The sequence below is a fragment of the Micromonospora sp. NPDC003197 genome (genome assembly GCF_053590565.1).
In genome coordinates this window covers 1-25,738 of the sequence record NZ_JBSFTE010000010.1, presented here as the reverse complement: position 1 = coordinate 25,738, position 25,738 = coordinate 1, and the positions used below count along the sequence as shown (strand labels likewise).

The 25,738-nt window shown below is 69.4% G+C and carries 25 protein-coding genes, 1 tRNA gene and 1 pseudogene; 13 read left to right on the top strand and 14 right to left on the bottom strand.

All coding sequences use genetic code 11. The features are described from left to right. Nucleotides 1-11 precede the first annotated feature (11 nt). Genes ACWDV4_RS13245 through rfbB form a run of 5 tightly spaced genes read right to left on the bottom strand, consistent with a single transcriptional unit; the run spans nt 12 to nt 3,272 of the window. Nucleotides 12-320, bottom strand: coding sequence for a hypothetical protein (locus ACWDV4_RS13245; protein WP_449977830.1), 309 nt, complete (start codon nt 318-320; stop codon nt 12-14). A 1-nt stretch (nt 321) separates the two neighbouring features. Then, on the bottom strand, nt 322-1,023 hold the full coding sequence (locus ACWDV4_RS13240) for a glycosyltransferase family 2 protein (RefSeq protein ID WP_449977827.1): 702 nt from the start codon (nt 1,021-1,023) through the stop codon (nt 322-324). Then, nucleotides 1,016-1,387, bottom strand: coding sequence for a DUF2304 family protein (locus ACWDV4_RS13235; RefSeq protein WP_449977825.1), 372 nt, complete (start codon nt 1,385-1,387; stop codon nt 1,016-1,018). Before ACWDV4_RS13235 ends, ACWDV4_RS13240 begins: the two co-directional genes overlap by 8 nt. Next, nucleotides 1,384-2,280 (bottom strand): dTDP-4-dehydrorhamnose reductase, encoded by an 897-nt coding sequence (gene rfbD, locus ACWDV4_RS13230; RefSeq protein WP_449977823.1) that lies wholly within the window; start codon nt 2,278-2,280, stop codon nt 1,384-1,386. The genes ACWDV4_RS13235 and rfbD overlap by 4 nt, the downstream gene beginning before the upstream one ends. Continuing rightward, nucleotides 2,277-3,272 carry a dTDP-glucose 4,6-dehydratase gene (gene rfbB / locus ACWDV4_RS13225; RefSeq protein ID WP_449977821.1) on the bottom strand — a complete coding sequence of 332 codons (996 nt, stop codon included), beginning with the start codon at nt 3,270-3,272 and terminating at the stop codon, nt 2,277-2,279. Before rfbB ends, rfbD begins: the two co-directional genes overlap by 4 nt. 99 nt (nt 3,273-3,371) lie before the next feature. On the opposite strand from rfbB, the gene rfbA reads away from it, so the two are divergent. The 3 genes from rfbA (at nt 3,372) to ACWDV4_RS13210 (ending at nt 6,030) form a co-directional block, all read left to right on the top strand. After that, entirely contained in the window at nt 3,372-4,232 is an 861-nt protein-coding gene (rfbA, locus tag ACWDV4_RS13220; protein ID WP_449977818.1) for a glucose-1-phosphate thymidylyltransferase RfbA, read from the top strand. Between the two features lie 175 nt (nt 4,233-4,407). Beyond that, a complete protein-coding gene (gene pafA / locus ACWDV4_RS13215; RefSeq protein ID WP_449977815.1) occupies nt 4,408-5,766 on the top strand; it encodes a Pup--protein ligase in 1,359 nt (452 codons plus the stop codon). A gap of 63 nt (nt 5,767-5,829) precedes the next feature. After that, nucleotides 5,830-6,030 carry a hypothetical protein gene (locus tag ACWDV4_RS13210; RefSeq protein ID WP_449977813.1) on the top strand — a complete coding sequence of 67 codons (201 nt, stop codon included), beginning with the start codon at nt 5,830-5,832 and terminating at the stop codon, nt 6,028-6,030. A gap of 54 nt (nt 6,031-6,084) precedes the next feature. On the opposite strand, the gene ACWDV4_RS13205 is transcribed toward ACWDV4_RS13210, so the two are convergent. Further along, the gene (locus ACWDV4_RS13205) at nt 6,085-7,170 is read right to left on the bottom strand and encodes a DUF3866 family protein (protein ID WP_449977811.1); all 1,086 of its coding nucleotides are present in this window, start codon (nt 7,168-7,170) and stop codon (nt 6,085-6,087) included. Between the two features lie 133 nt (nt 7,171-7,303). On the opposite strand from ACWDV4_RS13205, the gene ACWDV4_RS13200 reads away from it, so the two are divergent. The 6 genes from ACWDV4_RS13200 (at nt 7,304) to ACWDV4_RS13175 (ending at nt 12,086) form a co-directional block, all read left to right on the top strand. Further along, nucleotides 7,304-8,320, top strand: coding sequence for a helix-turn-helix transcriptional regulator (locus ACWDV4_RS13200; protein ID WP_449977809.1), 1,017 nt, complete (start codon nt 7,304-7,306; stop codon nt 8,318-8,320). Further along, nucleotides 8,317-9,342 (top strand): helix-turn-helix transcriptional regulator, encoded by a 1,026-nt coding sequence (locus ACWDV4_RS13195; RefSeq protein WP_449977808.1) that lies wholly within the window; start codon nt 8,317-8,319, stop codon nt 9,340-9,342. The genes ACWDV4_RS13200 and ACWDV4_RS13195 overlap by 4 nt, the downstream gene beginning before the upstream one ends. Before the next feature lie 10 nt (nt 9,343-9,352). Beyond that, nucleotides 9,353-9,595, top strand: coding sequence for a hypothetical protein (locus tag ACWDV4_RS13190; protein ID WP_449977805.1), 243 nt, complete (start codon nt 9,353-9,355; stop codon nt 9,593-9,595). A 207-nt stretch (nt 9,596-9,802) separates the two neighbouring features. Beyond that, nucleotides 9,803-10,102, top strand: a complete 300-nt coding sequence (gene tatA / locus ACWDV4_RS13185; protein ID WP_449977802.1) for a Sec-independent protein translocase subunit TatA — start codon at nt 9,803-9,805, stop codon at nt 10,100-10,102. A 19-nt stretch (nt 10,103-10,121) separates the two neighbouring features. Next, a complete protein-coding gene (gene tatC / locus ACWDV4_RS13180; RefSeq protein ID WP_449977800.1) occupies nt 10,122-11,075 on the top strand; it encodes a twin-arginine translocase subunit TatC in 954 nt (317 codons plus the stop codon). Between the two features lie 63 nt (nt 11,076-11,138). After that, a complete protein-coding gene (locus ACWDV4_RS13175) occupies nt 11,139-12,086 on the top strand; it encodes a diacylglycerol kinase (protein WP_449977797.1) in 948 nt (315 codons plus the stop codon). Here ACWDV4_RS13175 and ACWDV4_RS13170 read toward each other — a convergent pair. Together ACWDV4_RS13170 and ACWDV4_RS13165 are read right to left on the bottom strand one after the other, a co-directional pair. Continuing rightward, entirely contained in the window at nt 12,069-12,917 is an 849-nt protein-coding gene (locus tag ACWDV4_RS13170; RefSeq protein WP_449977795.1) for a class I SAM-dependent methyltransferase, read from the bottom strand. The genes ACWDV4_RS13175 and ACWDV4_RS13170 overlap by 18 nt on opposite strands. A gap of 86 nt (nt 12,918-13,003) precedes the next feature. Then, nucleotides 13,004-13,777, bottom strand: a complete 774-nt coding sequence (locus ACWDV4_RS13165) for an HAD family hydrolase (protein WP_449977793.1) — start codon at nt 13,775-13,777, stop codon at nt 13,004-13,006. 86 nt (nt 13,778-13,863) lie between these two features. Here ACWDV4_RS13165 and ACWDV4_RS13160 point away from each other — a divergent pair, with 86 nt between their 5' ends. Further along, a complete protein-coding gene (locus ACWDV4_RS13160) occupies nt 13,864-16,737 on the top strand; it encodes a DEAD/DEAH box helicase (protein WP_449977790.1) in 2,874 nt (957 codons plus the stop codon). Nucleotides 16,738-16,758: 21 nt separating this feature from the next. On the opposite strand, the gene ACWDV4_RS13155 is transcribed toward ACWDV4_RS13160, so the two are convergent. Next, nucleotides 16,759-17,679: a 5'-3' exonuclease gene (locus tag ACWDV4_RS13155; RefSeq protein WP_449977788.1), complete on the bottom strand. Its 921-nt coding sequence runs from the start codon at nt 17,677-17,679 to the stop codon at nt 16,759-16,761. 91 nt (nt 17,680-17,770) lie between these two features. Between ACWDV4_RS13155 and ACWDV4_RS13150 the strand changes: the two genes are divergently transcribed. Further along, nucleotides 17,771-18,691, top strand: a complete 921-nt coding sequence (locus ACWDV4_RS13150; protein WP_449977785.1) for an adenosine kinase — start codon at nt 17,771-17,773, stop codon at nt 18,689-18,691. Between the two features lie 77 nt (nt 18,692-18,768). On the opposite strand, the gene ACWDV4_RS13145 is transcribed toward ACWDV4_RS13150, so the two are convergent. Further along, nucleotides 18,769-19,446 carry a macro domain-containing protein gene (locus ACWDV4_RS13145; protein WP_449977782.1) on the bottom strand — a complete coding sequence of 226 codons (678 nt, stop codon included), beginning with the start codon at nt 19,444-19,446 and terminating at the stop codon, nt 18,769-18,771. A gap of 188 nt (nt 19,447-19,634) precedes the next feature. Here ACWDV4_RS13145 and ACWDV4_RS13140 point away from each other — a divergent pair, with 188 nt between their 5' ends. Next, complete coding sequence (locus tag ACWDV4_RS13140; RefSeq protein WP_449977779.1) at nt 19,635-21,251, top strand: ADP-ribosyltransferase domain-containing protein; 1,617 nt, start codon at nt 19,635-19,637, stop codon at nt 21,249-21,251. A gap of 40 nt (nt 21,252-21,291) precedes the next feature. Here ACWDV4_RS13140 and ACWDV4_RS13135 read toward each other — a convergent pair whose 3' ends face one another. The 3 genes from ACWDV4_RS13135 to ACWDV4_RS13125 all read right to left on the bottom strand — a co-directional run bounded on the left by ACWDV4_RS13135 (nt 21,292) and on the right by ACWDV4_RS13125 (nt 25,333). After that, the gene (locus tag ACWDV4_RS13135) at nt 21,292-22,563 is read right to left on the bottom strand and encodes a vWA domain-containing protein (RefSeq protein ID WP_449977777.1); all 1,272 of its coding nucleotides are present in this window, start codon (nt 22,561-22,563) and stop codon (nt 21,292-21,294) included. Further along, complete coding sequence (locus ACWDV4_RS13130; protein ID WP_449977774.1) at nt 22,560-23,813, bottom strand: AAA family ATPase; 1,254 nt, start codon at nt 23,811-23,813, stop codon at nt 22,560-22,562. The genes ACWDV4_RS13135 and ACWDV4_RS13130 overlap by 4 nt, the downstream gene beginning before the upstream one ends. 161 nt (nt 23,814-23,974) lie before the next feature. After that, nucleotides 23,975-25,333, bottom strand: coding sequence for a hypothetical protein (locus ACWDV4_RS13125; protein WP_449977772.1), 1,359 nt, complete (start codon nt 25,331-25,333; stop codon nt 23,975-23,977). Between the two features lie 186 nt (nt 25,334-25,519). Here ACWDV4_RS13125 and ACWDV4_RS13120 point away from each other — a divergent pair. Further along, nucleotides 25,520-25,592: transfer RNA gene (locus tag ACWDV4_RS13120), tRNA-Gly, on the top strand. Between the two features lie 52 nt (nt 25,593-25,644). On the opposite strand, the pseudogene ACWDV4_RS13115 reads toward ACWDV4_RS13120, so the two are convergent. Next, nucleotides 25,645-25,738, bottom strand: a pseudogene (locus ACWDV4_RS13115) (C39 family peptidase); the annotation flags it as partial.

Genomic DNA, 25,738 nt, shown 5'->3' with positions numbered 1-25,738 from the left:
GGGGCGGACCTCTACCCACGACAACACCCCGCTGCGCGCGCGCCCCCCCCCCCCCCCCCCCGCGCCAGCACGGGTCCCGGGGGGAGGCCGTCGGTGCGCCGGGTGGCCACCAGCCGGGCCACCTCCTGCTCGATCGGCATGAACAGGCCCAGCCCGATGGTGAACACGATGGACCACAACACGGACAGCGACGAGTAGTCGCTGTCGTCGAGCTGATGTCCCGCGACCCCGAGGTGGACGTAGGAGGCGGCACCGAGTAGGGCAAGGCCGCCGCCGACCGCGATCGTTCCGGGGGGTAGCAGGTTGAGCAGACGTTTCATGTCACCTACGGACGAGGGCCAGGAGTAGTACGGCGAACGCGCGGCCCAGGTAGATCATCGCCTTGGCCGGGGACTGACTGGGGTTGCCGGCCATCCGCTTACGCATGGCCACCGGCACCTGACGGACCTGATGGCCACGTCGTGCGGTGTGTACGAGCGTCTCGACCGTGTCGCCGAGGTACTCCACCGGGTACCAGGTGGCGAACATGTCGATGAGCTTGCGGTTGGCCGCCCGGAACCCCGAGGTGGTGTCAGTCAGCCGGGTACCGGCGACCCGGGAGATCACGCCGGAAAGCATGATCATCGCCCAGCGGCGGGGGCCGCGGACCCGGTAGTCCCCCTCACCAGCGAACCGGGCACCGATCACCAGGTCGGCGGTGTCGAGGGCGTCCACCAGTTTCGGAATGTAGCGCGGATCGTGCTGGCCGTCCGCGTCAACCTGGATCGCGACGTCGTAATCGTGTTCCCGGGCGTACCGGTAACCCAGCCGCATGGCTCCGCCGACGCCGAGGTTGAAGGGCAGCTTCGCCACGACGGCACCAGCGGACGCCGCGACCTGGGAGGTACGGTCGGTCGAGCCGTCATCGACGACGAGTACGTCCACTGTGGGCAGCTCGCCGCGGACCTCACGGACCACGTCGCCGATCGAGCCCGCCTCGTTGAGTGCGGGGATGACGATAAGGACCCGCTTGTTGTTAATCATTGCGCGCCATCACTTCGGTCTCGAGCTGCTGACGGTGGTCGATTTCCGCCCGAAGTAGGGCGAGATCCTCCGCGATGGTCCGGGTTTCCTCCTCCAGTCGGCTGACCTCCCAACTCAGGTGTACGCACATCAGCAGGAGGAAGACGATGCCGAGGAACAGGACGAGGCTGACCCCGGACTTCGCGCCGATCAGCTCGGCCGGCCGGTCCAGCAGCTTGGGGAAGATGGCCAGCGGGATGACGAGCAGCCCGACGCCCAGCCAGAGCAGGGCGTACTTCTCGCGGAGCTGGCGGCGGCGCAGCAGTTCCACGATTGCCGCGACCAGGACGAGCCCGGTCAGCGCTGTGATCAGGGTGAGCTTCATGCGACCTTCCGAGAGGTGAGCAGGCCGGACAGGGGGAGTGCCTCAGCCAGCGTCACGCGCCAATGCGGTAGCGGCGGAAGTCTGGCCGCTGACCACCGAGCGTGACCCAGCACACTGTACGCTGGCCGCTTCGCGGGCCGTGGATAGCGGTCACTGGTTATCGGACGGATCCGCTCGGGATCGAGATCGGCGAGTTCGAATATCGCTCTGGCCAGGCCATACCAGCTGGTCTGACCGGAAGCGGTGCCGTGATAGGTGCCGGCGGCTGCCCGGCCGGCCAGCGCCGCCTCGCCGAGTTCCACCAGTCGCTCAGCCAGCCGGTACGACCAGGTGGGTTGCCCCAGTTGATCGTCGACCACGTCGAGATGGTCGCGTTCGGCTGCCAGCCGCAGCATCGTGGCGACGAAGTTGGGGCCGTGTGCGCCGTAGAGCCACGCAGTCCGTACCACGTAGCCGGTGTCGGGCAGGAACTTGGCGACCGCCAGCTCCCCGGCCAGCTTGCTCCGGCCGTAGGCGTTGATCGGCGCGGTGGGGGCATCCTCCGCGTACGGTGCGGTGGCGTCGCCGGGAAAGACGTAGTCGGTGGAGACGTGTACGAGCCGGGCACCGCTCTCGGCGCACGCCCGGGCCAGGTTCGCCACCCCGTCCCCGTTGACTGCGGTAGCCTCCGCCTCTCGGGTCTCGGCACCGTCGACGTCGGTCCAGGCGGCGGCGTTGACCACCACGGAGTGGCCGGCGACAGCGGAGCGGACCGCGGACTCGTCGGTCAGGTCCAACTCCGCCCGGGTGGCGGCGGTGACCGGGCGGTCGACGCGGTCGGTGAGTGCGGTGACCAGGTCCCGGCCCAGCATGCCGCCGGCACCGGTGACCAGCCACCGGGCTGGAGCGGTCACGCGGCCGGACCGTGGCCGGCTCGCGCCTTCAACGGCTGCCACCAGTCCCGGTTCTCGCGGTACCACTGGACGGTTTCGGCGAGACCACGCTCCAGGTCGACGCTCGGGGCGTACCCGAGTTCGCTACTGATCTTCGTGATGTCCAGCGAGTAGCGGCGGTCGTGCCCCTTGCGGTCGGCGACCGGGACGACCCGGTCCCACCCCACGCCGCAGGCGTCGAGCAACCGCCCGGTCAGCTCGCGGTTGGTCAGCTCGGTGCCGCCGCCGATGTGGTAGACCTCGCCCGGCCGGCCCTTGTCCTGGACCAGCGCGATACCGACGCAGTGGTCGTGTACGTGCAGCCAGTCCCGCACGTTGCCCCCATCGCCGTACAGGGGCACGGTGCCGCCGTCGAGCAGGTTGGTGACGAACAGCGGGATGACCTTCTCCGGGAACTGGTACGGCCCGTAGTTGTTGGAGCAGCGGGTGAGTACCACGTCCATGCCGTGGGTCCGGTGGTACGCCAGGGCGAGCAGGTCGGAACCGGCCTTCGAGGCGGAGTACGGGGAGTTTGGCGACAGCGGCCACTCCTCGGTCCAGGAGCCCTCGTCGATCGAGCCGTAGACCTCGTCGGTGGAGACGTGCACGAACCGGCCGGTGCCGTGCCGCAACGCCGCGTCGAGGAGGGTCTGCGTCCCCAGTACGTTGGTGGTGACGAACGGGGCGGCACCGTGGATCGAGCGGTCGACATGCGATTCTGCGGCGAAGTGCACGATGACGTCGTGATCGGCGACCACCTGATCGACGATCTCCGGGTCGCAGATATCGCCCACCACGAACCGTAGCCGGGGATCATCGGCGACCGGATCGAGATTGGCTCGGTTGCCCGAGTAGGTGAGCTTGTCGAGGACGGTTACGGAGCTAGGTGCCGGGTGTGGTCCTGTGCCGGTCAACAGCATCCGTACGTACTCAGACCCGATGAATCCGGCTCCGCCGGTAACGAGGATCCTCACGGGATCGGGAGTCTACGCGACGTGACGGTCAGTGGCCGGGCAGCGTCCGCGTGCCGACGCTTCGCGTCACTGCTCTCGGAGTGCGGGTAGGCTCCCCGAGTGCGCGGAATCCTTCTCGCCGGTGGCACCGGCTCCCGGTTGTGGCCGATCACCCGAGCAGTGTCGAAGCAGCTTATGCCGATCTTCGACAAGCCGATGATCTATTACCCGCTCTCCACGCTGATCATGGCGGGGGTCCGGGAGATCCTGGTGATCACCACGCCCGAGGACCAGCCGCAGTTCCAGCGGCTGCTGGGGGATGGTAGCCAGTTCGGCCTCAGCCTGGAGTACGTCGTACAGGCCCGACCGGAGGGCATCGCCCAGGCGTTCGTTCTGGGGGCGGACTTCATCGGCGACGAGTCCGTCGCGTTGATCCTCGGCGACAACATCTTCCACGGGGTCGGCCTGGGGCGGCAGCTCGCCGACCACAACGGGCTGGTCGGCGGGCGGGTCTTCGCCTATCCAGTGGCCAATCCCGAGGCGTACGGCGTGGTCGACTTCGACGACGACGGGCGGGTGCTGTCGATCGAGGAGAAGCCGGCCACGCCGAAGTCCCGGTACGCGGTCCCGGGGCTCTACTTCTATGACAACAAGGTGGTCGAGATCGCCCGGAAGCTCACCCCGAGTGCCCGGGGCGAGCTGGAGATCACCGGGGTCAACGAGGCGTACCGCGAGTTGGGCGAGCTGACCGTGACGGTGCTCGACCGGGGCACCGCGTGGCTGGACACCGGAACCTTCGCATCGATGATGCAGGCCGCCGAGTTCGTTCGGGTGATCGAGGAACGGCAGGGCATGAAGATCGGGTGCGTGGAGGAGGAGGCGTGGCGGGCTGGGCTGATCGACGACGACCAGCTGCGCGCGCTCGCCCTGCCGCTGACCAAGAGCGGGTACGGCGAGTATCTCCTCGACCTGCTCCGCTGAGCCGGACCCGGCTGCCACCACGTGTGGCATGCGCCGAACTCGGCTGCCACCACGTACGGCATGAGGCGTACGAGCCGGAATGTTGGCGTATGTCCCGGGAGTTTTCGTCACCCGTGGTCAAGATGTCCCGCTGAGACAGTGACCAATGACGGCTTCGGGCGGCTAATGTCTCATCATGGAACGGCGAATCTTCGGCCTCGAAACCGAGTACGGCGTCACCTGTACCTACCGTGGACAACGGCGGCTCTCCCCGGATGAGGTAGCCCGCTACCTCTTTCGACGGGTGGTGTCCTGGGGCCGGTCCAGCAACGTCTTCCTACGTAACGGTGCCCGGCTCTATCTCGATGTCGGCTCCCATCCGGAGTACGCGACCCCCGAGTGCGACTCGGTCGCCGATCTGGTCACCCACGACCGGGCCGGCGAGCGGATCCTGGAGGGGCTGCTCATCGACGCCGAGAAACGGCTGCACGACGAGGGCATCGCTGGCGAGATCTACCTGTTCAAGAACAACACCGACTCGGCCGGCAACTCCTACGGCTGCCACGAGAACTACCTGGTCTCCCGGCACGGGGAATTCGGCCGGCTGGCCGACGTGCTGATCCCGTTCCTGGTGACCCGGCAGCTCATCTGCGGTGCCGGAAAGGTGCTACAGACCCCGCGTGGCGCGGTCTACTGCCTCTCCCAGCGGGCCGAACACATCTGGGAAGGCGTCTCGTCGGCGACCACCCGAAGCCGGCCGATCATCAACACCCGGGATGAGCCGCACGCCGACGCCGAACGCTACCGCCGGCTGCACGTCATCGTCGGCGACTCGAACATGAACGAGGTGACGACGCTGCTCAAGGTGGGCAGCGCGGACATCGTGCTCCGCATGATCGAGGCGGGCGTGGCGATGCGGGACCTGTCCCTGGAGAACCCGATCCGGGCCATCCGGGAGGTTTCTCACGACATCACCGGTCGCCGCAAGGTGCGACTCGCCTCCAACAAGGAGATCAGCGCCCTGGAGATCCAGCAGGAGTATCTGGCCCGGGCCACCGAGTTCGTCGAACGTCGGGGTGGTGACCAGACCGCCAAGCGGGTGGTCGAGCTCTGGGGTCGGGTGCTTCGGGCGATCGAGACCGGCGACCTCGAACCGGTGGCCCGGGAGATCGACTGGGTGACCAAGCTGCGGCTGATCGAGCGTTACCAGGCCAAGCACGACCTGCCGCTGTCGCATCCCCGGGTCGCCCAGATGGATCTCGCCTACCACGACCTGCGTCGGGGGCGGGGCCTCTACGGTCTCCTCGAACGACGCGGCCAGGTCGACCGGATCGCCACCGATCCGGAGATCTTCGAAGCCAAGGAGACCCCACCGCAGACCACCCGGGCCCGGCTGCGGGGCGAGTTCATCCGGCACGCCCAGGAGAAGCGTCGCGACTTCACCGTGGACTGGGTGCACCTGAAGCTGAACGACCAGGCGCAGCGCACCGTGCTCTGCAAGGACCCGTTCCGGGCGTACGACGAGCGGGTGGAGCGCTTGATCGCGAGCATGTAGCCCACGGTCGCCGGCTCGGGTGCTCCATCGGCATCCGGGCCGGCCCGGTAGGCTGGGCGCGCTATGGCCTCTAATGAACCTTCCGACCGCGAACGACGTGGCCCCTTCGAGGCCCGCCGGAGCTGGGTCGAGCGCCGCCGCCAGAAGATCTCCGACGAGATCGCCCGCAACCGGCGGGGCGAATACACCGTGCCAACCTGGGTGCTCGCGGCGGCCCTGATACTGATCGTGGGCGGGTGGCTCGCCCTGATCTTCATGGTCTGAGCCAGCCGGTGGTTTTCCTGCGCGAGGCCGGCCGGCCCGTCTCGATCTGCTGGCTCAACCGGCCACCCGTGCCGCATACCGGCCGGCGGCGGCAGCGGTGAGGAAGTAGGCGTAGTCGGCGTCCAGGCCGCGACCCATCGTCGAGAGCGGGACCAGGGTCGACCGCAACGCGGTGTCCAGTCCTTCGGTGCCGACCCGGACGACCTCGTGACGCGCAGCCAACGGGACCAGCGCCTCGTCCACGGCGGCCGCCAGCTCCGTCGGTAGACCGACCGGCACCACCAGCTCGGCCGGGGCGAGCGCGACCCGGCCGTAGGCGGTGACGCTGTGGTGGGACAGCCCCTGGTGCCGGGGGCGAAGGTCAGCGTCGGAGACCCGCAGTGAGCCGATCGGACGACCACCGAGCGTGGCCGTGGCGTTGACCGCTTCGCCCACGGCGACGCCGGAGAAGCCCCACCGGGTACCGGTGCCCAGGTTGCCCGGCCCCTGGGCGACCACGACGATGTCCGCGCCAAGGACGTGCCGGGCCGCCAGTAGCCCGCTGTGGATGTTGGTCGCCTCCAGGTCGCCACCGAACGCCTGACCGACGGTGACCGTTCCGACCAGCTCCTCCCGAAGGCCGTCGAGGGTCCGGGAGAACCAGGCCGGCAGGGCACCGCCGTCGGTCATCACGTACGCGATCCGGGCCGCGGGAGCGTCGGTGCGGATGCCGGCGACGATCGCCGGCAGGGCGGAGTGCAGATCGGCGGTGACCACCGGCAGCCCCGCCAGGTCGTCGGCGTCGGCGAGTACGGCCCGGTGCGGCGAGGCTTCCTCGTCGACGCCGAGCATGATCGGCTGTAGCGGGGTGTATCGGGCCTTGACCAGGTGCCCGGTGTCACGGCTGTCGCCGGCACCCGGAGGGTCGGCGGGCAGCCGGTCGGGCAGCGCCACCACCAGTGCGTAACCGCCGGTGCCCAGCCCCATCACCAGCGCGCCAACGTTGAGCAGCACCCGGTCACCGGGCTCGGCTGTGCCGACCAGCTCGGGGTAGGCCAGGGCCCGCAGTTGGGTGCCGTCGGGCAGGGCAACATCCAGTTCCATCGCCCCGCGCCAGCTCCGCCGTACCGCTGTCACCGTGCCCGACCGCCATCGCACCATGTTCGGCACGCTAGCCGGCTGACCACCGGATCCGACAGCGGGGGCGGAAGGTCTGCCAGCACAGTGAGCGGAAGGCCGAAACCGGGCGGCACGGGTGTACGGCCGGTAACCGCGCACTGCTAGCGTCATGCACGTGTCGCGGACCCGCACCGAACGCCTGGTCAACCTGGTGATCTGCCTGCTGTCTACGCGGCGGTTCCTCACCGCCGCGCAGATCGCCGCGACCGTACCGGGCTATGAACACGATCCGGACGATATTCGCGACCACGAGGCATTCCAGCGCAAGTTCGAGCGGGACAAGGCCGAACTGCGGGAGCTGGGAGTGCCGCTGGAGACCGGTACGGCCAGCGTCTTCGACACCGAACCGGGTTACCGGATCGCGCACCGGGAGTACGCCCTACCCGACATTCCGCTCGAACCTGACGAGGCGGCAGCGGTCGGTATCGCCGCTCGGCTCTGGCAACACGCGGGACTGGCGGCGGCGGCCTCCTCCGGACTGGCCAAGCTCCGGGCCGCCGGTATCGACGTGGACCCGGAGGCCACCCTGGGCATGGAGCCGGTGGTCACCGTCGACCCGGCGTTCGCGCCGCTCACGTCGGCAGCCAGGCAACGGCGGACAGTCACCTTCGAATACCGGGTGCCCGACGACGATGCCTCCACCAGTCGGCGGTTGCAGCCCTGGGGGGTGGTCTGCTGGCGGGGCCGGTGGTACGTCGTCGGTCACGACCTGGACCGGGACGCCACCCGTTGCTTCCGGCTGTCCCGCATCGTCGGCCAGGTCCGGGCCACCGGCCGACCGGGTGCCTTCGTGGCCCCGACCGATGTCGATCTGATCAGCCACGTGGCCCGCTGGTCCGGGCCGGTTGAGCAGACCGGCCGGGCCATCGTCCTGGTGCCCACGGGCCGGGCCGTCGGACTGCGCCGCTGGGCCCAGGAGATTCGCCCCGCCGTCGAGGGCGACGAACTGCTCCTTCCGTACGCCGATGTCGAGTCGCTCGCCGGTCAACTGGTCCGCTACGGTCCCGATGTGCGGGTGCTGGACCCGCCCGAGGTACGCGAGGCGGTCATCCAGCGGTTGAAGGAGATCACCGCCCGGCACGACGAGGTGATCGCCACCGGCAGGTGGCGGACCGACGGGGGGACGAGATGAGTGCTCCGACGCAGCGCGGGGGCGGCTCGCGCGCCTCGGCCGACCGGCTGGCCCGACTCCTCAACCTGGTGCCCTACCTGCTCGCCCGGCCCGGGATCGAGCTGGCCGAGGCCGCTGGCGACCTCGGAATCAGTGAGCGGCAGCTACGCGAGGATCTGGAACTGCTCTGGGTCTGCGGACTGCCCGGCTACGGGCCCGGTGACCTGATCGACATGGCCTTCGACGGTGACCGGGTGACCATCACCTACGACGCGGGCATCGACCGTCCGTTGCGGTTGACCCCGGACGAGGCACTGGCGCTGGTGGTGGCGCTACGAATGCTCGCCGAGACGCCGGGAATGGCCAACCGGGACGCCATCGACCGGGCCCTGGCCAAGATTGAGCATGCCGCCGGGGACCTCGCCGACGCGCCGGTGACCGTCCGGATGTCGGGCACCGGGGACGGCGACCGGGTCGAGGCACTGCGGAGTGCGGTGCAGCGACAACGGGCACTGCGGATCACCTACTACACGGCGGCCCGGGACGAGACGACCGAACGTGTGATCGACCCGGTACGGGTGCTGGTGATCAGCGGGCAGGCATACCTCGAGGCATGGTGCCGACAGGCGGAGGCGATGCGCCTGTTCCGTACCGACCGGATCGATGCCCTCGACGAGCTCGACGAGCCTGCCATCCCCCCGGATCAGGCTCAGTTGCACGATCTTCGTGCCGGGATCTTCCGCCCTGCACCGGACCTGCCCCTGGTGACGCTCCGCGTCGGTCGGGGCGGCCGGTGGATCACCGAGTACTACCCGTGCGAACGGGTCGAGCCGGACGCGGGTGAGGAGTGGCTGGTCTCGCTGCGGGTCAGCGATCTGGACTGGGCGCGCCGGTTTGTGCTCGGTCTCGGCCCGGACGCCACCGTGGTGTCTCCACCCGAGCTGGCGGTACGGGTACGGGACCAGGCGGCGGCAGCGTTGGACGCGTACGCCCAGCCGGTGTCGCGCTTGGCCGATCCAGCGCCGGTCACCGTCGGGCACTAGGCTGGCCGACGTGGTGAAGTGGATCGTGCTCGCGGTGGTGTTGCTCGCGCTGGTCGTACTGGTTCTGGCGATTCGGCCGGTCCTTGCCCGGCTGCACCCGCTCGGTCGGGCGGTGCGCAATCTGCAACGCCGCCAGGCCGAGGCGGAGTCGTTGCAGACGCGCGCCTTCGCGCTGCAGGAACGGCTGGCCAACCTGCAAGAGGAGGCCGGGACCGTGCAGCAGCGGATCGCCGTCATCAAGGCGAAGCGGTAGCTGACCGTAGCGGTATCGGGTTGGCCAGGACGACCCACGAACCGACAAATTGGGACGGTGCCCTGGTTGACGGGACAGTCGACCTTGGTCAAGACTGCACCGACCGGGCGAAACTGTCCTACGCCCGGCGGGTGGCGCGGGCCGTCGACACACGTACGATGGACTGGTTACTCCTCACGTTCCCCCAAAGATCAACAGGAGCTTCTCATGGGTGCCCTCAAGCCGTGGCACATCATCGTGCTCGTGGTCGTGCTGATCCTGCTGTTCGGCGCGAAGCGGCTCCCGGATGCGGCCCGTTCGCTGGGCCGGTCGCTGCGGATCATCAAGGCGGAGACGAAGAGCCTCGCCGACGACGACAAGGACCTGGCCGAGAAGGCCGACGCGCAGCACGGTCGCCAGCCGCTGCAGCCGGACAACGTCGTCCACCCGACCAGCGTGCACCAGCCCGGTTACCAGCCGCCCGCACCGCCGGTCAACGACCCGCAGCGCATCCGCGACAACCACTGATTCGAGAGGCCCGGTAACCGTGCGGTTCGCCCTCCGCAAGCGCGGTCCGAGCAACTTCGCGCGGGCCGCCGATGGCTCGATGTCCCTCATCGAGCACTTTCGCGAGTTGCGCTCGCGCTTGTTCGTGGCGTCCCTGGGCATCGTTGCGGGCCTGATCGTAGGGTTCATCCTCGCCGATTGGGTCTTCGAACTACTCAAGCAGCCCTACTGCAATCTGCCCGGCAAGACCCTGCCAGACGGCACCTGCCAGAACTTCATCCTGCTGGCGCCCACCGACAGCTTCGTCCTGAAGCTGAAGCTCGCCCTCTGGGTCGGCCTGATCGTGGGCGGGCCGGTGTGGCTCTACCAGCTTTGGGCGTTCATCGCTCCGGGGTTGCACCGGCACGAGCGCAAGTGGGCCTACGTCTTTACGGCGATTGCCGCGCCGCTGTTCGTCGGCGGTGCCACACTCGCCTACGTCGTGGTGGACAAGGGGCTCGCCTTCCTGCTCGAGGCCGGTGTCGCCGGTCTCGACTCGCAGTTGGAGGTGACCCGCTACATTTCGTTCGTCACCAGCATGATCCTGTTGTTCGGGGTCGGGTTCGAGTTCCCGCTTGTGCTGCTGATGCTGAACTTCACCGGTGTGGTGAGTGCCCGACGCCTGTTGAGCTGGTGGCGGGTGATCGTCTTCCTGTGCTTCGCGTTCGCCGCCGTTGCCACCCCGGACCCCGGCCCGTTTGGCATGACCCTGCTTGCTGCGGCGCTCTCCCTGCTCTACTTCATTGCCGTAGGAGTGGCGTTCCTCAACGATCGGCGACGTGGCCGTGGCAAGGAAAAAGATGCGGGGTTGGCTGACGACGAGGCGTCGCCGCTGGCTGAGCCCTCGGAACCGGTCGAGGCCCCGGAACCGGTCGAGGTGAGCGAGGCGATCGGCCCGGGCGCCCCGGTATCCGCGCCGACTCCGATCGATCGACGCTACGACGACATGACCTGATCAGGTCGTCGTTCGAAGCCCACGCGGCGAGCACCGTACCGGTGAGGCGGTACCGTGCTCGCCGTGACCGTACACGATCATCTCGCCGGTGCCGTGCCTGACGGCGGGCTCCTCGACGGCCCGGTGGCCGTACTGGCCAATCCCACCGCGGGCCGAGGCCGGCGTCGACTGCTGTTGCCTGCCGTGTTGGAGCGACTCGGCGTAGCCGGTCGGGACGTACGACTGTTGGCGGCCGACACCCCGGACGAGGCGCGGGCGGCATGTCGCGATGCGGTCCGAGACGGGGCCGCCGCCCTGGTTACCGTCGGCGGTGACGGCACCAGCCACCTGGCCATGCAGGCCGTTGCCGGTAGCCGGGTGGCGTTCGGTCCGGTGCCGGCCGGCACCGGCAACGACTTCGCCGTCGAGGCCGGATATCCGGCCGACCCGCTCGCCGCGACCGACATGATCGCCGCCGCGCTGGCTGCCAACCGGACCCAGGCCCTGGACCTGGCCCGGTTGACCGGGGCCGACGGCGACCAGCACTGGTACGGCACGGTGCTGGCCGCAGGCTTCGACGCAATCGTCAACGAGCGGGCCAATCGGATGAGCTGGCCGCGCGGGCCCCGCCGCTACGACCTGGCCATCCTGGTCGAGCTGGCCCGGCTCCGGCCCCGTCGCTACACGCTGCGCCTGAACGGGGAGGAGGAGCACCAGTTCGACGCGGTGCTGGTGGCGGTCGGCAACTGTGCCAGCTACGGCGGTGGGATGCGGATCTGCCCGATGGCTGATCCCGCCGACGGGCAACTGGACGTGGTGGTCGCCGGGGCGGTCAGCCGGAGCACCCTGGTGCGGATCAAGCCGCAGGTCTACCAGGGCACCCACGTGACACACCCGCAGGTGCAGACCTACCGTGCGCGCACCGTCGAACTACACGCCGAGGAGATCGTCGGATATGCCGACGGTGAGCGGATCACCCGGCTGCCGGTGACCGTGACGGCCGTACCGGGGGCGCTACGGTTGCTGCGCTGACCCGTCCGGGTCGACGGATATCGGTGGGTTCGACCGGCGGCGGGCGACAGCGAGCAGATGACCGCTGGCACCGAGCATGCTCGGTTCGGCCTCGATTTCACGTAGCTTGCGCAACAGCAGGTCGGTCGCCCCGGAGTCGGCGAGGATCTCCGCCAGTCGGGGACCGGAGAGCCGCACTGGGCTCTCCACTGCCACCAGGCGCTCCAACGCCAGCCCCGCGTCGGTCACCTCGCTGGGGATCTCCTCTGGCCGGTGGAAGTAGGCGGTGGTGAACCAGCCCTGGTCCGTGCTGTCGTCGTTGCGGTGCACCCCGTCAACGAGCGTACGGTCGACGATCGGCTCGAACCGTGGGTCGGCGAAGTAGCCCTTGGTGAAGCCGTCGAAGAACGAGGCGAACCGGCTGATCGTCGCACCCACGACTGGGCCGTTCGGGCGTACCACCCGGGCCGCCTCCCGCCAGGCCTGGACTCGCTCGGCGCGGGTGAGTAGGTGGTAGAGCGGCCCCAGCAGCAGCACCGCGTCCACACTGGCGTCGGGCACCGGTAGCGCCCGAGCGTCGCCGACGGCCGAGGTCACGCCGGCCAGGGCACCAGCGGCCGACACGTGCTCCGTGATGGGGTCCACGACGTGGACGGTGTATCCCGCCTGGGCCAGCGGGCCGGCGTAGACACCGGTCGCGCCACCCACGTCCAGCACGGTGGCGGGCGCGGGCGGCAACACCCGGGTGAGCACGTCCCAGGTGCGCAGATATTCCAACCGTCCCTCGCCGGCCGTCAGCCGGTCGCGCTCGCCACCCTGCCGGTAGTAGTCCATGACCTCGTTGTGCAGCATCAGGAGATTCTGGGTCTCCTCAGCCGATCGCCGCACTCGATTACTGGATCGGCTACACCGGGACCGGATCGTCGCCAGGCGCCGGGTCACTCCGCCGGCAGGGCGAGGGCCAGCGCGGCGCTCAGACCGTTGGCGAGGCCAGCCTCGGCGGCGGGCAGCACCAGGGTGGCGAGCCCGGCGCGTACCGCCCCGGCGTCGGCCGGGGTGTCCCCGACCATCAGCGCCCGCTCCGGGTCCACCCCCAGCATTCCGCAGGCGCGCAGGAAGATCCCCGGATCGGGCTTGCAGCGACCCACCTCGTACGACAGCACGAAGGCGTCGATCAGGTCGTCGAGCCCCCAGGCGGCGAAGAGCGGCCGGATGTCGAAGCCGATGTTGCTGACCACCGCCACCGGCACGCCGGCTGCCTTCAGCGCGCGCAACGTCGGGGCGGTATCGGTGTAGGGCAACCAGCCCTCGGGACCCAGCAGCCGGTCGTAGAGGGCGTCGGCGAGCCCTTCGATGTTGGTCGCGACGGTGGCCGCCAGACCGACGTATGCCTCCCGGTGGGCGTACGAGTAGAGATCCCGGTCGGCCCACACCTCGGCCAGGTGCGGAGGAACCCGGGTCGGCAGTGGACCGCCCGCCCGGCCGGCGGTGATCAGACGGTCGGCGAGCGAGGTGGCCCGGACCCGGTCCAGGGTGGCTCCGCACGCGGTGGCACCGGCCATGACCCAGCCGACTGGGTCTTCCACCTGGGCGAGCGTGCCGTGGAAGTCGAAGAGCACCGCGTCAACCGGCCGGCGCGGGGGCACCGGGTGCGGGTTGCTGGCGGATCCGCTCGGCGTACGCGGCATGGGGGGTTCGGCATGGTCCGGCACGTGGTGCACCCTACCGACCGGGTCGGACAGGGCTCTCCGACGGCCTGGCCGCATGGAGTTGCTCGGCACGCACTAATCTTGGGTTCATGTCGAGCCCCGCCGAGCGGTACGCCGCGGCGCGCCGCCGGGCCGCGCAGGCCAACATGTTTCCCGCGTTGGAGGAGTTTGCCCTCGATCTCGGGTTTGATCTTGATGATTTCCAGCGTGAGGCATGTCAGGCGCTGGAACGGGGAAGCGGGGTGCTCGTCTGTGCTCCGACCGGTGCCGGTAAGACGGTCGTCGGGGAGTTCGCGGTACATCTCGCCCTGCGCGCCAACCAGGCCACCGGTGGTCGCACCCGTCAGCTGACCGCTGCCGCGCACGCCCCGTCGGCCGGAGATACCGCTGAGGCCCCGTCGGCCGAAGACGTCGCTACGGCGGCCACCGCCCCGCTGCGCAAATGCTTCTACACCACCCCGATCAAGGCGCTCTCCAACCAGAAGTACCACGACCTGGTGGACCGTTACGGTGCCGACCAGGTGGGGCTGCTGACCGGCGACAACGCGATCAACGGCGACGCGCCGGTGGTGGTGATGACCACCGAGGTGCTGCGCAACATGCTCTACGTCGGCTCGGCCACCCTGGATGGCCTCGCCTACGTGGTCATGGACGAGGTGCACTACCTCGCCGACCGGTTCCGGGGCGGGGTCTGGGAGGAGGTGATCATCCACCTTCCGCCGTCGGTGACCCTGGTGTCCCTGTCGGCGACCGTCTCCAACGCCGAGGAGTTCGCCGAGTGGCTGGTCACCGTCCGGGGGGAGACCGAGGTCGTGGTCAGCGAGCACCGGCCGGTGCCGCTGTGGCAGCACATGCTGGTCGGCCGGCGGATGTTCGACCTGTTCCACGACGCCGACGCCGCTCGCAAGCACGACGTACATCCGGAACTGCTGCGTTACACCCGGGAGACCATGCGCCGGCTGGAACTCGGCGACGCTGCCTCCGGCGGGCCGGGGCCAGGCTGGAATCGTCGCGGGCCCCGCTGGCGCGGCCCGCTACGGGCCGACGTGGTCGAACGGCTGGACCGGGAAGGACTGCTTCCGGCGATCCTGTTCATCTTCAGCCGAGCCGGCTGCGCTGCCGCCGTACAACAGTGCCTGGCGGCTGGCCTGCGGCTGACCACCCCCGACGAGCGGGCCGAGATCCGGCACGTGGTGGAGAGCCGGATCACCACCATCCCCGGTGAGGACCTGTCGGTGCTCGGCTACTGGGAATGGCTCGACGGGCTGGAGCGGGGACTGGCCGCCCACCACGCCGGCATGCTGCCCGCGTTCAAGGAGGTGGTCGAGGAACTGTTCGTACGTGGTCTGGTCAAGGCAGTCTTCGCCACCGAGACGCTGGCCCTCGGCATCAACATGCCAGCCCGGTGCGTGGTGCTCGAACGACTGGTCAAGTTCAACGGCGAGGCACACGTCGACCTGACGCCGGGGGAGTACACCCAACTGACCGGCCGGGCCGGGCGGCGGGGCATCGACGTCGAGGGGCATGCGGTCGTCGTCTGGTCCCCGGAGGTCGACCCCCGGCACGTCGCTGGCCTGGCCTCCACCCGTACCTATCCGCTTCGGTCGAGCTTCCGGCCGTCGTACAACATGGCGGTCAACCTGGTCGGCTCGGTCGGTGCCGAACCGGCGCGCGCGCTGCTGGAGTCGTCGTTCGCGCAGTTCCAAGCCGACCGATCGGTGGTGGGACTGGCCCGGCAGGTACAGCGCAACGTCGAGACCATGGAGGCGTACGAGGTCGAGGCCGAATGCCACCACGGCGACTTCGGGGAGTACTTCGGGCTGCGGCTGGCGATCGGGGAACGGGAACGGGCGCTGGCCCGGCAGGGACAGGCCCAGCGCAAGGCTGATGCGATCGCCTCGCTGGAGCGACTGCGGATCGGTGACGTGATCCGGGTCCCGTCGGGCCGTCGGTCCGGTCTGGCCGTGGTGCTCGAGCCGGGCGGTGGTGGCTTCGGTGAGCCGCGTCCACTGGTGCTGACCCAGGACCGGTGGGCCGGGCGGGTCACCCCGGGTGACTTCACCAGTCCGGCCGAGGTGCTGGCCCGGATTCGGGTGCCTCGGCACTTCAACCCGCGCTCACCGGCTGCCCGCCGGGACCTGGCAGCAGCGGTCATCGCGACCGGGCTGGACCGGCATCCGCGCCGTCGGGCTGGCCGGGCCCGAAGTAACGGCGAGGACCATCGACTGACCGAGTTGCGTGCCGAGCTGCGCCGGCACCCCTGTCATGCCTGCCCAGAGCGGGAGGAGCACGCTCGCTGGGCCGAGCGGCGGCGACGGCTGGACCGGGACACCGACGAGCTGCGCCAGCGGGTCTCGGGACGGACCGGCTCGCTGGCCCGTACCTTCGACCGGATCTGCGCCCTGCTCACCGCGCGCGGCTACCTGGCCCCGGAGGGCGGGGTCACCGATGCCGGCCGGATGCTCGGCCGGATCTGGACCGAGACCGACCTGCTGGTGGCTGAGTGCCTACGCCGCGGGGTGTGGGACGGGCTGTCCCCGTCGGAACTGGCCGCTGCGATATCGGTGATCGTGTACGAGGCCCGGCGGGACACCGACGAGCGGGCCTCCGTGCCCCGGGGCCCGGTGGCCGAAGCGGTCGACGCAACGTTGCAGCTCTGGTCCGAAATCGAGTCCGACGAGGCGTCTCGTGGGCTGGAGGTGACCCGGGAGCCGGATCTCGGGTTTGTCTGGCCGATCTACCGCTGGGCCCGGGGTGAGCCGCTGGCCAAGGTGCTGGCCAGCGGGCATGACCTCGACGGAGAGATGCCGGCCGGTGACTTCGTCCGCTGGGCGCGGCAGGTGGTCGACCTGTTGGGGCAGGTCTCGGACTCGGGTGGTGCCTCCAGCGACCTGCGCTCCACCGCCCGCGCCGCGATGACTGCCGTCAACCGGGGCATCCTGGCCTACCACGCCGCATCCTGACCGGGATGCTGCCCGGACAGGTCACTGCACGGTGCTGATCGCCTCGATCAGGCGGCGGCAGGAGCCGGCGAGGTTCCACTGTTCGGCGAGGGTCAGTAGCCGATCCTCGTCGACCGGCACCGGTGGCAGTTCGGTGACCAGCCTCGGCAGCGGTACGTCCAGCGCCACCCGCACCACCTGGGGTGCCACCGCCAGGTAGTCGCGGGCGGCGAGCAGCTTGGCGCGTAGCCCCGGGGCGAAGCCGGCGTTCGGGTCGTCCAGTGCGGTCAGGATGGCGGCCAGGGTGCCGTACCGGTCGATCAGCCGGGCGGCGGTCTTTTCCCCCACACCCGGCACGCCCGGCAGCCCGTCACTCGGGTCACCCCGCAGCGCGGCGAAGTCGGCGTACCCGGCCGCCGGCACACCGTACTTCGCCCGTACGGCCGTGTCGTCGCAGTCCTCCAGCTTGGCCACACCTCGGCCGCAGTAGAGCAGCCGTACGCCCCGGGCGTCGTCGATGAGCTGGAACAGGTCACGGTCACCGGAGGCCACCTCGACCGGACCGGGCTGGGTCGCGGCCAACGTGCCGAGTACGTCGTCCGCCTCGTAGCCCGCCGCACCGATCGCCGGAATGCCCACCGCGGCCAGCACCTCCAACAGCAGCGGCACCTGGGGAGTCAGGGTGTCCGGTACCACCTCGCCCCCGGTGGGGGCGAGCCGGTGCGCCTTGTACGACGGCAGCAGAGCCACTCGCCACTCCGGACGCCAGTCGTAGTCCAGGGCACACACCAGTCGGTCCGGTCGACGGTTACGGATCAGCGTGGCGAGCATGTCCAGGAAACCGCGTACGGCGTTGACCGGGCTGCCGTCGGGGGCGCGGGCGGCGGACTCCGGGATGCCGAAGTAGGCCCGGAAGTAGAGGCTCGGCGCGTCGACGAGAAGTAGGGGACGGCTGTCGTTCACACCGCACAGCCTCGCACGGCGGACTGATGAAATCGGCGATGTGTCGGCCCGGGTCAGCGCCGATAGGCTCGGCCGGAGCGAAGGAGATCAGTTGTCTGACCAGACCGACGTGGTGGTACTCGGTGGTGCCGGCGTCGACACCATCGTCCATGTTCCCGACCTGCCGTTACCGTTCCAGGACAGTTACCACGTCCCGGCGATCGAGATGCGTGCCGGGCAGACCGGTGACAACGTGGCCCTGGGGCTGCGGGCCCTGGGGCTGCGCACCGTGCACATCGACGTGCTCGGCGACGACCGGGAGGGTGGGCTGGTCCGTGCCCTGCACGAGGCGTACGACATCCCGCTGCTTGCCGTACCGACGGGTGCCGGCACCAAGCGGGCGGTGAACCTGGTGGACCCCACCGGTCGGCGACTGTCGCTCTACGACGGCAGCCGGGGTGACGACAGTGACCGGCTGCCGGCGGAGATGCTCGCGGCGTACACGTCGAAGGCTCGGCTCGTCCACGTGTCCATCACCCACCCCTGCCAGCACGCCATCGGACAACTCGTCGACTCGGCGGCGGTCGTCTCCACCGACCTGCACGACTGGAACGGCGAGAATCCGTACCACGAGGTGTTCGCCCACGCCGCCGACGTGGTTTTCCTCTCGGCGACGGCGCTGGTCGACGGCCCGGCCGTCCTACGTCGGATCGTCGACGTAGGGCGGGCCCGGATCGTGGTCGCCACGGCCGGTGCCGAGGGCGGATACGCCCTGGTGCGGGGCGAGGACGAGATCCGCCCCTTCACCGCTGCCCGCCCTGCGGCACCTGTCATCGACTCCAACGGCGCCGGTGACGCGTTCGTGGCTGGATTCCTGTTTGGACACCTGGCCGGAGCTCCGGTGGAGACCTGCCTGCGGTACGGCGCGATCGCCGGGGCGCACGCCTGCACTGTCCCGAGTACCCGGGTCGATCCCATCGAGCGGTCCGTTCTGCTCGACCGTGCCGCCATACCGGTGGGCCTGCCTGGCTGAGACATCGCTGCCGTCCCGCGTTCGGCTGCCGTCCCACGTTTGGCAGTGGCCGTACCGGGCGTCGTGCAGGTCACCTGTCAGCGGCGCGGGCCCGACGGTGTGGGGGGCGTGATCCGTACCCGCTCGTCCACCGGGCGGCTCTCGATGTCGTTGAGCTGCGCGCAGATCGTCTCCCGCAGGTCGTCGTAGTCCTGGAAGCGGTAGTCGTGGAAGAGGGTGTGCGCGGCCCACATCAGATTGGCGCAGACCTGGGCCGGTACCCGGCCGGTCGCCGCGCCCATGCCGACCAGCGCCACCGACCTGATGCTGCCTGGCTGCCGTTCGTTCTGCAGGTGGATGGACTGGAAGGCCGCCGCGCAGGCCAGCGCCACATTCAGTGTTTCGCGTACGTCCGCTACGGACTGTTCCATCGTCGGTGTCGAGATCAGGAACTTCGGGTTGGCGGCGCCGGAGGTCACGCACACGGCACTTCCGACCGGCAGGGCTTCTCCGAACTGGTCCCGGATCGCGCGCTGGACGCGTAGTTGGATCCCCGGTCCGAGGTGTCGTTTGATGACGGCGTCGACCCCGCCGTCCATCCGTCCACGGGAGTTGGTCGGGCTGACCCAGGCGTCGACCCGCTGGACGAGGATCGACCCCTTGACGATCTCGACGTCCGGCGTGTCGGCGAACGCCGACCGCCACGCTTGCACCACCTTCGCGTTGACGTCGGTCAACACCACTTTGAGCGGCGGCTGTACGGGTTCGATGGTCATAGCTCACTCCGGGTCGGGGAACGGATTGTCTCCAGCGCCCAGGAAGGTACCGGGCGGCACCGACAAGCAGCGCCGGAGAACGCGACGCGATCGATCGCGGCGTGGATGTCCGAGCCCGGTGCTATAACGACAGCCCAGTCCTGCCACTCGTGCCGTCGCCGGCACGGCTTGCCTATCCGGAGCCCACGATGAGCGACTCCCACGTCCCCACGCCGCCCGACCCGGACGACCCGCTGGGTCTCGCCGAACTCTTCTCCGGTGGTGGGGAGCCGTGGCTGCCGCTCCTGAAGCCGGTCATCGAGGCACAGCCGGCAGCGCCCACGTTCATCGGTCCCGGCCGCAGCCCGAGGGTTGTTCCCGTGCGTGAGCTGACTTTCCAGGCGCTCAAGCCCAACCCGCCACACAAATGGAAGGTCGTTGTCTTCGGCCAGAATCCCTATCCGCGGCCGGAGAGCGCCACCGGCATCGCCATGTTCGACAACACCTTCCACAACTGGGGGGACAGCCAGTTCGGCAAGGTCATCAGCATCCGCTGCATCATCAAGGCGGCGGCGATGTGGAAGCACGGGATACCCAAGAAGACGCCGATCGCCGACATCCGCGCACTGCTCAAAGAGCACGACACCGTCCAGCCACCGGAGTGGTTCCAGGCGATGCTCGCGCAGGGGGTGCTGCTGCTCAACGCGGCGCTCACCGCCAGCAGTGATGGTGCGATGGCCACCGACCAGCACACCGCGTTCTGGCGGCCGGTCGTCGAGAAGCTCGTCGAGGAGATCCTGCGGGCCAAGCAGAACGCCGACGAGCAGGACCGAGGCGTGGTGTTCGCGTGGTGGGGAGCCCACGCCCGTACGCTCAAGAGCGTCGTGCTCCGGCTCCAGAAGAAGTACCCCGGGGTGCAGGTCCGGCACATCGACCACCCGAATCCCGCAGCGCAGGGGGACATCTTCTGCGACGGGGACCACTTCGCCACGGTGAACGCGGCGCTCCGAGCGCTCGGCGCCGATGAGATCGACTGGTTGCCCAACAAGGGGTGGGACAAGCTCACGATCGAGCAGGGTGGTACGGACGCGGCCACGGCCGACCGGATGGCGGCGTTCATCGCTTCCACCATGGAGCTGCACAAGCTCTACCTGGACCGGCTGGCCAGCGTCAAGGACGAGGGCCTGGCCCTCCCCGCCATCACCGGCGTGTTCGACACCCCACTCATGGACTTCCGGGAAGCCGTCGCCCCGGCCGCCAAACTGCTGTCGAATCTCGACTGGCACGTGGTGCGATCGCACGAGTTCGGCAAGCGGCAGACGGACAGCGTGACCAGTGGGTTGTCCGCCGACGAGGTCGCGGCTCTCTACCTGTACACCTGTGAATCGGCCTTCTACCGGCAGATCAACGCCACCCTGCGCAATCCGGATCGCACCAGGATCGTCCCCTATCTTCCGTACCTGCGGCTTCTGTTCTCGGCCGTGTCCCGGCTGCCGGCCCGTACGGGGCCGCTGTGGCGCGGAGTGTCGCTGGATCTGCGGGCGCAGTATCCGCTCGGCGAGACCGTGACCTGGTGGGGTGTGTCGTCATGTACGTCGAAGTTGGGCGTGGCCGAGGCGTTTCTCGGTCGTCGCGGCAAGCGGACGCTCTTCGAGGTACGCCCCGTTCGGGCGGTCAGCATCCGCGACTTCTCCGCCTTCACGGGCGAGGAGGAGTTCATCCTTGCTCCCGGTACACAGCTCAAGGTGACCGACGTCAAGGCCGAACGCGGCGGCCTGTGCACCGTACGGCTGACCGAACTGGATGAGCAGCGGATGGTGGCGTGATCCGCTACGGAACGATCAACACCTGCGAGGTAACCACCGGTCAGCGTGAGCCGATCATTACCACCCGCGCCCAGGCCGGTGGTGCCTCCGGGGTGTAGCTGTCGTCTTCGTATCGTGACCGGGTGGTGTGCTGCCGAGGAAACAGCCCCACGACCGTGCGGCAGGACGGCCGGGTGCTCGGCCAGGGCGTCTGCCCGTCGGTCAGCACCACCACGACGTCTGGGCGTGGCCGGCTTCGCAGCGCCCTGGCGAAACCCGTGCGAAGGTCCGTACCGCCGCCCCCCATCAGCGGGATTCCAACTGCACGGCAGAGTGGATGTACGACCTGGGCTGCCGCGTCGCACGACAGGACGGTCACCAGGTCCCGCCGGCCGTCCAGGGCCCGAGCGATCGCCGCCACCTCAAGCAGGGCGCTGCCCAGTTCGGCGTCACTGACCGAGCCGGAGGTGTCGACGACCACGGTGACCCGGGGTGGCCTGCGCCGGAGACTGGGGAGGACGATACCGGGCAGGCTGGCCGAGCGCCGTGCGGGACGACCGTAGGTGTAGTCCTCACCCGTACCGGAGCTGGCAACCGCCGAGCGGACCGCCGCACCCAGTAGGGCCCGCCATGGCTGGGGCGGGTGGAACGCTTCCTCCGCCCACCGACGCCAGCCCTTGGGCACGTTTCCGGGGTGGCCGACAATGCCCTGGGCGACTCGGAACCGGATCGCGTCCCGTTCCTGAACACTGAGACCGTGTGCTCCGTCCGGCCCCAACTCCCACTCTCGTGCCAGCCCGTCGGCACCACTGCCACAGTCCAGCCAGACCAGGCTCGGTAGGTGTGGTCCGAGCCGGAACAGGTGCAGGTAGTCCTCCAGCAACTGACCCTGAGGTAGTCCGAGGAGCGCCGGCTCCACCACACCTTCCGGCCGGGCCAGGCCGTCACCGTACACATCGTCATTGATTTCGAAGTCCGCCGCGATGTTCATCCGCAGCCGCTCTCCCGGACCGGTCAATCCGCGCTCTGCCGCGACCCGGTCGCTGCGCCCGTGATGGTCGCGCAGCAGATGAGAGACCTCGTGCACCCACACTCCCGCCAGTTCCTCCACGGGCGTCCGGGCCACGAAGAACGGTGAGACGTAGCACCGCCAGTGCCGATCCACGGCCATCGTGGGCACGAGTCGTGACTCGACCGGGTGCAGCGCGAACAATGCCGCCGCCAGGTAGGGCCGGACCCGGGCGGCGTGCAGCCGGGCGGCGAAGAGTTTGTCGAGGTCGAGGGTGTTTGACAGCTCAGGTGTCGCCATCTGCTGGCCGGTGGCTGCCGTCATCGGTTGACCCCTGCGGCGACCGCGGTCCGCGCTGCGGCTTCGTCCGCTCGGCGAGCCAGGGATACCACCCCGGAGAGCCGCTCGATGGCCATTGGGACGGCCCAGTCCGGCTGACGTAGGTTGGCGAGGGTGCTTGCGGGCACGACCACCAGGTCCGGCGCCCCGGTCTCCAACGCTTGGACCAGCAGCGTCCATGCTGCGTCCCAACGGGACTTCTCAGGTCGCTTCCGGACCGCCTCCACTATCCCGTCGAGGACGACCTGGCGCAGGTCGCCCCGCTCGGGCAACTCGGCCGCCGCCGGATCGGCCAACAGCACCTCGGGGTCGGGCAGGTCCATTCGGTCCAGGCTGGCCAGCAGCTCAAGCCCGGGACCGTCGCCCACAGTTCCGCGGACCAGCATCGACAGGACCTCGCGGGAGGTGTCGGCGGCGACGGCGAATGCGATCAGGCGCAGCGTCATCTCCCAGGTGCGTGGGGACGGCCAGGGACCACCTCTGCGGGTCTCGTCCCGAGGTAGCCGGTGGACGAGCCCGGCGCGGGCGGTGAGGAATCCACACACCGCCCGGCGGGCGAACGCCACTGCTGGGGACAGCCTCTGCGGGTCGAGCCAGGGCAGGGTGGCCTCGGGCCAGATGCCGCCGAGACCACGTACGACGACCTCGTGGTCATGACTCCACTGGAGGTGAACGAACCGGTTGGCCAGGGGGGCGCTGAGCTCCCAGCCGTCGGCGGCGGAGGAGCGTGGGTTGGCGGCGGCAACGATGCGTACTCCGGCGGGGAGCTGCAGGCTGCCGACCCGTCGTTCGAGGACGAGACGGAGCAGGGCGGCCTGGACGGCGGGTGGCGCAGTGGACAACTCGTCCAGGAAGAGCAGCCCTCGGCCGGCCCGCGCCAAGTGGACGGCCCAGTCTGGCGGTGCCATGGGCACACCCTGGATCGCGGGATCGGCACCGACCACGGGTAGGCCGGCGAAGTCGGACGGCTCGTGCACACTGGCGATCACCGTGGTCAGTGAAAGGTCGAGCCCGGCGGCGAGCTGCTGCAGCGTCGCAGTCTTACCGATCCCCGGCTCGCCCCAGAGCAGTACTGGCAGGTCAGCCGCCACGGCCAGGGTCAGGGCCGCCAACTGTGGGTTGGGACGCGGTTCGGTGGCGGTGTCGCCAAGGAGAGCGAGCAGGTCGGCGGCGATGGCGAGCTGGGAGGAGTCGGGTCCAGAGTCGGCGACGGCGGGAAACGAGGACAGGGTCATGTCGGTCACCTTGGGTCTCGGCGGAGGGCTGAAGTCGGGCGGGCTGTGGTCGGGCGGCTGCGGAGGTGGCACGGGCGGAAGCCGCGTGGGGCGGAGGTGACCCGCGAGGTGAGGCGGAAGCGGTGCGGGCGGAAGTAGTTAGCGGAGGAAGCGGACGCGGTTCAACGGGGCATCGCGTGGCGCGGCCGGGTGCGGTGGTTACTGCGGCGGGGTCGGTTTTCCGGTGTCCGGGGCAGACTGGCCAGTCCGGCCCGGTACAACCCATGTGCGATGCGTCCCTGCGCCGCTGATTCCAGTTCGTCGCGAAGGGAACCGCTGCGTAGCGATGCCTCAGGGCCGAGGAGACCTTCGACGGCCGCCAGGGCACCAGCGATGTCGCCATGGTCTAGGCGGGCCCGGATATCGATGAGGCACTCAGGGTGGCGGTGTGCCTCATCGATCATCTGTAGGCAGGGCAGTGGAGTGCCACCCAGCGCAGCCAGTAACTCCTCACGTCGGATCTCGGCCGGGTCGTGGTCCAACGGAACGAGCACCCCGTTCACGAGGCCGATCCGGTGCTGTGCACCCTGGCATTCGACGAGTCGCATACCGGCCTGACTGTCCGAGGTCCGAGGATCGTGCGATGGTCGGTGGCCCGGTGCGATCGCCGCCGCGACGAGCGGGTGCAGTTGGTCGGCATCGATCAGGCCGGCTCGCAGCAACGTCAGGTCGGGTGGCACCCAGGTCGCCGCCTCCGGCAGCATGGGTAACCTGGCGGCTCGGCCGGTCGCGGAGATTGCGGTAATCCGTGGGCTGAGTTCGCGGTTGTCGGTCAGGTCCAGCTTCAGCCAGCGCCGGACCCCGATCCGTACGACGACAGCGTCGCCGGCCTGTCCATGAGCGCGGAGCAGAATCCCCGCCTCGGCATTCCACCGGTCGACGGCGTAGCCGCGTCGCCGCAGCGCATCTTGTTCCACAGCGGTACGGATATCCAGGAAAGGCTGGTCTGCCCCGGACCGGACCCGTAGCTCGCCACTGCGGCGTACGTCCCAGAGGTGGCGGTGCAGGTCGAAGCGGAAGCGTCGGTCGGGGCGGGGGTGCGGGTGGTGAGGGATGCCGTGCTCGGCCCGGGACTCATCCCACAGGGCGAGGCTGATCCGTTGACCAGCCGCTGCCCAGCCCGGCGAAGTACGGGCCACGAGATGCAGCGGGCGATCCGTCGAATATCGAGCCAGGGAGATGGTCACACCTGGTCGCAACAGGCCGTCGGGAGCGATCCGGGGCAGGTGCCAGCGCAGCAGGTCAGGTGCCAGATGGCGGAGGTCGGCTCGGAGTCGGGCGGTGAACTCCTGACCGTGCACGCGACCTATGGAACGCAGGTTCAGGTCGACGTCGACCCGTGCAGCGGCGCAGGCCCCTGCCCAATCGCCGATGGCACGGCGGGCGGTCGCAGTCTCGATCATGGACGGCGGCACCGCGAACCGGCGTACGTGCTGCCAGAAGGAAAGACGGGAGTTCCCGTTCGCCGCTGGGGAGTGCATCAGCACTCACCTTGTACGACGGGGGCCCCCAATCTGCAGTAGGAGGTCTTCATCGCGGGCAGCGTACACTCGCGGTACCCGGCACGCCAGTCCCACCACAGATCGATGTGGGCGTACCGCCGGTTGATTGGTGCAGTCGGGGTGCTACCGTTCTTGCCGGTCGCCGGGGGAGAGCCCGGGTGCCAAGCGGACGTAGCGCAGCTGGTAGCGCATCACCTTGCCAAGGTGAGGGTCGCGGGTTCGAATCCCGTCGTCCGCTCAGACGACAACGAAGGCCAGCCCGATCGGGCTGGCCTTCGTCATTGTGTTTCTCAGGCGGAGTAGCCGCGGGTGGCGATCCAGTCGGCGAGGTTGTCGGTGTCCATCCAGTAGGTGGCGGTGTTGGGGTTGGCGGAGTCTGCGATC